The organism is Rhizobacter sp. P3_B12 (genome assembly GCF_056402895.1).
This window is the reverse complement of the sequence record NZ_JBFUGN010000214.1, coordinates 1-7,701: the sequence shown is the minus strand read 5'-3', so window position 1 is coordinate 7,701 and position 7,701 is coordinate 1. Positions and strand designations below refer to the sequence as shown.

Here is a 7,701-nt window from a genome sequence, read left to right as displayed (position 1 = left end):
GGCTGTATGGGCGCAAGTTCGAGACAGTGCGGGCCGCCAAGGACGAGGTCATCGACTGGCTGGCGTTCTACAACCACCGCCGGCTTCACTCGACGCTCGGCTACGTCAGTCCAATGCAATTCGAACGGGCTTGGCTCGCTGCCCAGGAAAAGCGAGCCGCGTAATGCCCTCGGCTATGGGATGCGAGATCCGAGGGCAAGGTCACAATGCCGCATGGACCGTGTCGAAGCAGTGGTGGTGGGGGCCGGTGTCGTCGGGCTGGCGGTGGCGCGTGCGCTCGCGATGCGAGGGCTCGAGACGCTGGTGCTTGAACGCGAGAACGCCATCGGCACCGGCATCAGCTCGCGCAACAGCGAGGTCATCCACGCCGGGCTGTACTACCCGCCCGGGTCGTTGAAGGCGCGCCTGTGCGTGGCGGGCAAGCGGCAGCTCTATGCGTTCTGCGAATCGCGTGGCGTCACGCACCGCCGCTGCGGCAAGCTGCTGGTGGCGACCGAGCCTGAGCAACTGCCCGGGCTGCAGGCCCTGCAGGCGCAGGCCGCGGCGAACGGTGTCGACGACCTGGTCAAGCTCGACGCAGCGCAGGCGCGCGCGATGGAGCCGGCGCTCACCTGCCTGGCAGCGCTGTGGTCGCCATCGACCGGGATCATCGACAGCCATGGCCTGATGCTCGCGTTGCAGGGCGACCTGGAGCGGCACGGCGGCATGGTTGCGCTGGCCTCGCCGGTGCGGGCGCTGCACGCGGGGCCGGGCGTGCATGTCATCGAGGTCGGCGGCGAGCAGCCGATGGAGCTGGCGGCCCGCATCGTTGTCAACGCGGCAGGCTTGTGGGCGCCGGCACTCGCGAAGGCGACCGCTGGCCTGCCGACCACGGCGCAGCCGACCGCCCGCTTCTGCAAGGGCAACTACTTCTCGCTGGCCGGCCGGGCGCCGTTCTCGCGCCTGATCTACCCGTTGCCGCAGCGCGCCGGCCTGGGCGTGCACCTGACGCTGGACCTCGGCGGCCAAGCCCGCTTCGGGCCCGACGTGCAATGGCTGGATGACGCCACGCGAGACCCGATCGACTACAGGGTGGACCCGTCGCGCGCCGACGCCTTCTACGCCGAGGTGCGCCGCTACTGGCCCGCGCTGCCCGATGGCGCGCTGCAGTCGGCCTACAGCGGCGTGCGGCCGAAGCTGGTCGGCCCGGCCGAGCCGGCGGCGGATTTCCGCATCGACGGGCCGGCCGAGCACGGCGTGCCGGGGCTGGTGAACCTGTTCGGGATCGAGTCGCCGGGGCTCACGGCGAGCCTTGCGCTGGCCGACGGGGTCGTCGAGAGCCTGCAGCCCGGCTGACTGGATCTTGCTGACTACACCTTGCTGACGATCTCGAAGGTCTGACCGACGTACATCACGGTCTTCTCGAAGATCCCCATCTGGACATCCTGGAAGGCATCCTCGTGCGCGGGGTCGTACTGCGGCGAATCCTCATCCCAGAACGGATACCGCAGCCTCGCTTCGAGCACTTCCAGCCGGGCAACGTTGACCAACGCCTGGGCCTCCTCCTGCGTCTCGACCACCAGTTCGTCCGGGCCACCGCGAGCCAGGATCTGCTGCACTTGGGGGAACTTGCGCGTCGAGGCGACTTTCAGGAGTTGCGCCTTCAAGGGTGCTGGATATTCAATAACCTGGCTCATATCTTGACTCCGGTGTTGTGCATCAGGGCTTCCATTTCCTTCAGCTTCTCAATCAGCGTCGGAAGAGACATCTTTTCCTTAACATTGAGCAGGGGGTGATCAAAGGTTTTGTAGTTCATGACCAAGCCCTTTGGTAGCTCTTTATCCCGAGGGAAGAGCCATACCTTGCCTTCAACTGGAATGTCCTTCAGGCGCTCGATCGAATTGGAAAAGGATAGTCCTTTGGTTGGATTCGGGTACACCACGTACTCGTTGGCGCCCTTGTCCCACTGAATGGTGAAATCTGCTTCTCGGACAGTTTCTTTTCCACCCTCCATTCGGGTCATCTTTGCTGATTTCGTGTTGCCGCCGCCGCGGTATAGCCCGTTTGGCGCTCGCGTATCGGTGAATATGCTCCATAGGTGCTCGCCATCGACTGTAACGTACATTATTTCCCCTGAGGTTTCGCCGCGCCCTTGCTGGGCAGTTTGATCGTACTGCGACCAAGGCGAAGGGGCCTGTGACGGGAGTCACTTCGCGTGTATGCGAGGTGGCGGGCGGGTGGCGATGCTCCGCTGCCCGAAACAAGGTCACTTCGTGGCATGAGTTGCAGCGAGGTAAATCGTTTTCAGACTGGACGACTCCACGAATTGGAGTGAGCTTGCGTGCAGGGGGCTGTGAATGAGCGATCTTGACGGGGCCTATATATATGCAGGTTTGGTGCAGTAATGCGGCAGGTGTCCGATGCTATTGGGGGGGCTCGCAGAGTCAGCGAATCCGTACGCCTTCTTCTGATGTCGGCGCTGCCGATGCAGCCGCCCATTGCCCGTCCAGCAGCACCTCGTGCGGCCGGAAGTCGGCCTTGTAGGCCATCTTGTCGCTCTCGGAGATCCAGTAGCCGAGGTAGACGTGGCGCAGCTTCAGGAGCCGCGTCTGCTCGATCTGCCACATCACGTTGTAGATGCCGTAACTGGTGCGCGGCTCCGGCTCGTAGAAGGTGTACACCGCCGACAGGCCGTCGTTCAGGATGTCGAGGATCGAGATCATCTTCAGCGCGCCCAGCCCGTCGGGCGACGGCTCGCGGAACTCGACCAGCCGCGAGTTGACGCGGCTTTGCAGCAGGAACTGGGTGTACTGGTCGATGCTGTCGTTGTCCATGCCGCCGCCGCTGTGGCGGCCGGCCTGGTAGCGCAGGTAGAGCTGGTAGTGCTCCGGCACGAAGCACAGCCGCAGCACGCGCGCCTGCAGGCCCTGGTGCTGCTTCCAGGCGCGGCGCTGGCTGCGGGTCGGCTCGAAGCCGGCCACCGGCACGCGCAGCGGCACGCAGGCGCGGCAGCCGTCGCAGAACGGCCGGTAGGTGAACATGCCGCTGCGCCGGAAACCGTTGGAGACCAGCCCCGAGTAGGCGTCGGCGTGGATCAGGTGGCTGGGCGTCGCGACCTGCGAACGCGCCATCCGGCCGCCCAGGTAGCTGCACGGGTACGGCGCTGTGGCATAGAACTGCAGCGAGGCGAGCGGTAGCTCTTTCGGATGGGTCACGGACCAGGTTCCTGCACGGGCGCGCCGGGATCCAGCAGCGCCCACATCGAGGGATCATAGGACCATTCCTGCACCGGGGGCTCCCTGAGTCTGGGGGGCAAACCGGTTTCGAATTGTTCGCGTGGAATCTCCCGCGCCCCCAGCGACGCCAGGTGCCCGGTGCGCTGCTGGCAATCGATCAGCGTGATGCCGTTCGCCCGGCAGAACGCGACCAGGCCCGACACCGCGATCTTCGACGCATCGGTGCGGTGCGAGAACATCGACTCGCCGAAGAACATCCGCCCGAGGCACACGCCGTACAGGCCGCCGACCAGTTGCCCGTCGACCCAGGTCTCGAAGCTGTGCACCGCGCCGAGCGCATGCCAGCGGCGGTAGGCCTGCACCATCTCCGGCAGGATCCAGGTGCCGTCCTGGCCCTCGCGGGGCGTGCCGGCGCAGGCGCCGATCACCGATGCGAAATCGCTGTCGATGCGCAGCTCGCAGCCGGGATCGCGCGCGAAGCGGCGCAGCGTCTGGCGCAGCGAGCGCGACAGCCTGAACTCGGCCACCGGCAGCACCATGCGCGGGTCGGGCGACCACCACAGCACCGGCTGGCCCTCGCTGTACCACGGGAAGATGCCGTGGCTGTAGGCCTCGGTCAGGCGCTCGGGCGTCAGCTCGCCGCCGGCGGCCAGCAGCCCGGGGGCGTCCGAGCCGGGCGGCAGGGCCAGCCGCGTGTCGGGCAGCGGGGTGCGGGCGTCGCGCAGCCAGGGGATCAAGCGGTGGGGCTCCGGTCAGGCCGACACCGGTGCCGATATCGACCCCGCGGCGCCGACCGGCTTCTTCTGCGTGACCCCCACGCCGTGCCGCACCGCGATGATCTCGGCCAGGATCGAGACCGCGATCTCGGCCGGCGAATTGCCGCCCAGGTTCAGCCCGATCGGGCCGTGCAGGCGRTCGATCTCGGTGGGCGACAGGTCGAACATCGCGAGCCGCTCGCGGCGCTTCGCGGTGTTGCTGCGCGAGCCGAGCGCGCCGACGTAGAACGCCGGCGACTTCAGCGCCTCCAGCAGCACCATGTCGTCGAGCTTGGGGTCGTGCGTGACGGCCACCACGGCGCTGTGTGGGTCGAGCTGCATCTCCAGCGCCAGGTCGTCGGGCATCGCCTTGCTGAACTGCGTGCCGGGGACGTCCCAGGTGAGGTGGTACTCCTCGCGCGGGTCGCAGYAGGTCACTTCGAAATCGAGCGCCAGCGCCATCTGCGCCAGCACGCGCGAGAGCTGGCCGGCGCCGATGATCAACAGCCGCCAGCGCGGGCCGAACAGCGCGCGCAGCCGGCGGCCGTCGAACGCGAAGCCGTCGCCGCGCGAGGCGGCCTCGACCTGCACCGTGCCGCTGTCGAGGTCGAGCAGGCGGGCGACGAGTTCATGCCGCTGCGTGCGCTCGAGCACCTCGTCGACCCAGGCGGTGTCGAGCAACGGCTCCTGCACCAGCCGCAGGTTGCCGCCGCAGGGCAGGCCGAAGCGGGCGGCTTCTTCCTTCGTGACGCCGTAGGTGATCAGCTGCGGGCGCGCAACGCGCTCGCCGGTGCGCACGCGCTCGATCAGGTCGTCTTCGACGCAGCCACCGGAGACCGAGCCGACCACCAGGCCGTCGTCGCGCATCGCGAGCAGCGCGCCGGGCGGGCGCGGGGCCGAGCCCCAGGTCTCGAGCACGGTGACCAGCCAGACGGCGTGGCCGTCGGCGCGCCACTGGCGGGCCTGGGTGAGCACTTGCAGGTCGAGGCTGTCCATCGCGAAGCGGGTCGGGGAGGGACAGGCATCGTAGCGCGGGCAGCAAGGGCCTTGCCGGCGCAAGGCCACGGAAGAAAAAACGCCCGAAGCCGGAGATCACATGGGAGATGGCTTCAGGCGGGGAGGAATCTGTGGGGCAGGGCGGCGGTCAGGCGTCGTTGGCTTGCACGCGCTTGCCGATCACCGTCACCGCCGGCATCTGGATCACCGGCATGCGGGACTCGGCGTCGGCCTTGGCGCGAGCGGCCGTCTGTGCCGCGGTGTGGGCTTGCGCGGCGAAGCCGAGCGAGGCGGTGGCGAGCAGGGCGAAGACGAAGGCGACGGCGGAGAGGCGGCTGGTCATGGTGGGCTCCTGGGTGTGGCAGGGCAGCGGGGCTGCGATGGAGTGAACTCTAGGAGTCCGCCCCTCGCGCGCCCAGCGGCTTGCGACCAACTGCCGGAACGCGGGGATCAGCTGCGGCGCCGGCGGACAGCCGCGCCCATGGACTCACCGGCTGCGCCGATACGCCTCCGTCGCATCCCCCTCCATCCGGTAGCCCGAGCTGCCGAGCGCGGTGTCGCTGAACGCGGTGTGGATCGTGCCGCTGACCCACAGCGCGTCCATCGTGCGCACGCCGGCCAGCGGTTTCGCGAGCTTCACGTGGATGGTCTGGTTGGCCGGTGGCGGCGGCACGTGGATGCAGGCACCGAAATAAGGCACCAGCAGGAATTCGCGCAGCTGGTCGCTCTCGCCCTCCAGCGGCACGACGAAGCCGGCGATGCGCACCCGCTGCTGGTCCATCGCGGCATTGGTGGGCGCGTTGTTCCAGGCCCGCTTCAACCGGTCGAGCGCCGCCTGCGCGCGCGGGTCGCCGTCGCCGAACATCCGGAAGCTCAGCGCCTGCACGTCCTTCATCGGGTCCCAGTCCTTCGGCGTCAGGTCCTCCCAGGTCGTCAGCTTGTAGCCGCCGGCCACCGCCGCGCTCGCAGCGCGCGCCGCGACGGCCGGCGCCAGCTTGTCGCCGATGCGGTAGTCGGCCGCATCGGTCTTCGGGCTGTCAGGCACCTTCGGGCCGTCGGCCGCATCGCTGCAGGCGCCGCACAAGGCCAGCACGGCCGCGAACACGCCACTCCAGACTGTCTTTGTCTCGATCCTTTTCATCAGGCTTCCTTTCATCACAGGCGCGGCGTCAGGCCGTCCGACAACGACAAGCGGCAGGCCCGCCACGCCGGCAGCACCCCCGCCACCAGGCCGGCGGCGAGCACCAGGCCGATCAGCTTCCATTCCCCCACCCCCGACACGCCGGGCGCCGGCGCGCTGCCGAACTGCCCTTGCAGCCAGGGCCCGGCGAGCAGCGACAGGCCGGCCAGCAGCACCAGTGCGAGCGCGGTGCCGAGCAGCGTCGCGCCGACGCTCTCGGCCACCAGCAGCGCCGCGATGTGGCGCGGCCCGGCGCCCACCGAGCGCAGGATCGCCAGTTCGCGCCGCCGCTCGTTCAGGCTCGCCAGCACCACCGCCACCAGCCCGGCCAGCCCGACCACCAGCACCAGCGCCGACACCGCGAGCAGCGTGCGCTCGACCACGCCGACCACCTGCCACAGCTGGTCGAGCGCGACGCCGGGCAGCACCGCCAGCAGCGGCTCGGCGTCGAACTCGTTGATCTCGCGCTGGGCCCGGAACACCGCGCCGCGCTGGTCCAGGCCGACCAGCACCGCGGTGATCGTCTTCGGCGTCAGGTCGAACTTGCGCACCAGCTCGGGCGCGATCGCGAGACCGGGGATCGGCGCGCCGCCCTGCCAGTCGAGGTGGATCGCCTCGATCGCCTGCAGGCTGATGTGCACCGTGCTGTCGACCGGCGTGCCGGTCGGCGCGAGGATGCCGACGATGGTGAACGGCTTGTCGGCGTGCTCGGTGAGGCCTTCGCCACCGCTGCCGTGGCTCAGCGTGATGCGCTGGCCGATCGCGTAGTGCAGCGAGCGCGCGACCTCGGCGCCGACCACCGCCTCGAACACGCCGTCGATGCTGCCGCTGAACGCGCGACCCTCGGCCAGCACCAGCGGCCGGCGGTAACCGTAGCGGAAGTGTTCGAAGTAGCCGGTGCTCGTGCCCAGCACCGCGAAGCCGTGGTGCGAGTCGCCGAGCGACAGCGGGATCGTCCAGGCGACGCCCGGCCGCTTCGCGAGCGCCTCGGCGCTGGCCCAGCGGATGTTGTTGGTCGCCTCGCCGAGCCGGAACACCGCGTACAGCATCAGCTGCACCGGGCTCGTGCGGGCGCCGACGACCAGGTCGGTGCCGGACACCGATTGCGCGAACGCCTCGCGCGCCGCGAGCCGGCTGCGCTCGACGCCGAGCAGCATCGTGACCGACAGCGCGATCGCGGCGATCGCGAGGCCGAGCGTTGCGCGGCGGTTCCAGGCGCTTCTCAGCGCGATCTGCAGCAGAGGTCTCATGCGGCCTCCTGCTGCAGCACCGCGGCGCGGTTCAACTCGGCCAGCGCCACCTCGCGCGTGAAATGCGTGGCCAGCCGCCGGTCGTGGCTGACGAACAGCAGCGTCGCCTGCGCGGCACTGCACTCGCGCAGCAGCAGTTCGATGAAGCGCTGCTGCGTGGCCGCATCGAGCGCCGAGGTCGGCTCATCGGCGATCACCAGCTCGGGCCGGCCGAGCAGCGCGCGCGCCGCGGCCACGCGCTGCTGCTGGCCGACCGAGAGCGCGCGCGCGCCGCGGCCACGCGCTGCTGCTGGCCGACCGAGAGC

Annotated in this window: 11 protein-coding genes; 2 read left to right on the top strand and 9 right to left on the bottom strand. The window is 69.2% G+C overall.

Annotated elements, in window-relative coordinates:
- Together AC1D01_RS13810 and AC1D01_RS13805 are read left to right on the top strand one after the other, a co-directional pair.
- Nucleotides 1–164, top strand: a 164-nt coding sequence (locus AC1D01_RS13810; protein WP_477867081.1) for an IS3 family transposase, incomplete at its 5' end; no start/stop codon positions are given.
- Between the two features lie 49 nt (nucleotides 165–213).
- Entirely contained in the window at nucleotides 214–1,335 is a 1,122-nt protein-coding gene (locus AC1D01_RS13805) for an NAD(P)/FAD-dependent oxidoreductase (protein ID WP_477867079.1), read from the top strand.
- Nucleotides 1,336–1,349: 14 nt separating this feature from the next.
- Here the strand turns inward: AC1D01_RS13805 and AC1D01_RS13800 are convergent, their stop codons facing one another.
- The 9 genes from AC1D01_RS13800 to AC1D01_RS13760 form a co-directional block, all read right to left on the bottom strand.
- The gene (locus AC1D01_RS13800; RefSeq protein WP_477867077.1) at nucleotides 1,350–1,676 is read right to left on the bottom strand and encodes a hypothetical protein; all 327 of its coding nucleotides are present in this window, start codon (nucleotides 1,674–1,676) and stop codon (nucleotides 1,350–1,352) included.
- Nucleotides 1,673–2,104, bottom strand: coding sequence for a hypothetical protein (locus tag AC1D01_RS13795; protein WP_477867075.1), 432 nt, complete (start codon nucleotides 2,102–2,104; stop codon nucleotides 1,673–1,675). Before AC1D01_RS13795 ends, AC1D01_RS13800 begins: the two co-directional genes overlap by 4 nt.
- Nucleotides 2,105–2,423: 319 nt before the next feature.
- A complete protein-coding gene (locus AC1D01_RS13790) occupies nucleotides 2,424–3,194 on the bottom strand; it encodes an arginyltransferase (RefSeq protein ID WP_477867073.1) in 771 nt (256 codons plus the stop codon).
- A complete protein-coding gene (aat, locus tag AC1D01_RS13785) occupies nucleotides 3,191–3,952 on the bottom strand; it encodes a leucyl/phenylalanyl-tRNA--protein transferase (protein WP_477867071.1) in 762 nt (253 codons plus the stop codon). Before aat ends, AC1D01_RS13790 begins: the two co-directional genes overlap by 4 nt.
- 15 nt (nucleotides 3,953–3,967) lie before the next feature.
- Entirely contained in the window at nucleotides 3,968–4,966 is a 999-nt protein-coding gene (locus AC1D01_RS13780) for an XdhC family protein (protein WP_477867069.1), read from the bottom strand.
- A 148-nt stretch (nucleotides 4,967–5,114) separates the two neighbouring features.
- Nucleotides 5,115–5,309, bottom strand: coding sequence for a hypothetical protein (locus AC1D01_RS13775; protein WP_477867067.1), 195 nt, complete (start codon nucleotides 5,307–5,309; stop codon nucleotides 5,115–5,117).
- 144 nt (nucleotides 5,310–5,453) lie between these two features.
- Nucleotides 5,454–6,107 (bottom strand): DUF3299 domain-containing protein, encoded by a 654-nt coding sequence (locus AC1D01_RS13770; RefSeq protein WP_477867065.1) that lies wholly within the window; start codon nucleotides 6,105–6,107, stop codon nucleotides 5,454–5,456.
- A gap of 14 nt (nucleotides 6,108–6,121) precedes the next feature.
- Nucleotides 6,122–7,396, bottom strand: coding sequence for an ABC transporter permease (locus tag AC1D01_RS13765; RefSeq protein ID WP_477867063.1), 1,275 nt, complete (start codon nucleotides 7,394–7,396; stop codon nucleotides 6,122–6,124).
- Nucleotides 7,393–7,701 (bottom strand): ATP-binding cassette domain-containing protein (locus tag AC1D01_RS13760; RefSeq protein ID WP_477867061.1); only part of this gene is annotated, 309 nt, incomplete at its 5' end. The genes AC1D01_RS13765 and AC1D01_RS13760, both read right to left, overlap by 4 nt.

What these genes read in the sequence shown, in the direction of transcription:
- AC1D01_RS13805 (WP_477867079.1), top strand. Translation starts at nt 214, where the DNA reads ATGGACCGTGTCGAAGCAGTGGTGGTGGGGGCCGGTGTCGTCGGGCTG.
- AC1D01_RS13800 (WP_477867077.1), bottom strand. Translation starts at nt 1,676, where the DNA reads ATGAGCCAGGTTATTGAATATCCAGCACCCTTGAAGGCGCAACTCCTG.
- AC1D01_RS13795 (WP_477867075.1), bottom strand. Translation starts at nt 2,104, where the DNA reads ATGTACGTTACAGTCGATGGCGAGCACCTATGGAGCATATTCACCGAT.
- AC1D01_RS13775 (WP_477867067.1), bottom strand. Translation starts at nt 5,309, where the DNA reads ATGACCAGCCGCCTCTCCGCCGTCGCCTTCGTCTTCGCCCTGCTCGCC.
- AC1D01_RS13770 (WP_477867065.1), bottom strand. Translation starts at nt 6,107, where the DNA reads ATGAAAAGGATCGAGACAAAGACAGTCTGGAGTGGCGTGTTCGCGGCC.
- AC1D01_RS13765 (WP_477867063.1), bottom strand. Translation starts at nt 7,396, where the DNA reads ATGAGACCTCTGCTGCAGATCGCGCTGAGAAGCGCCTGGAACCGCCGC.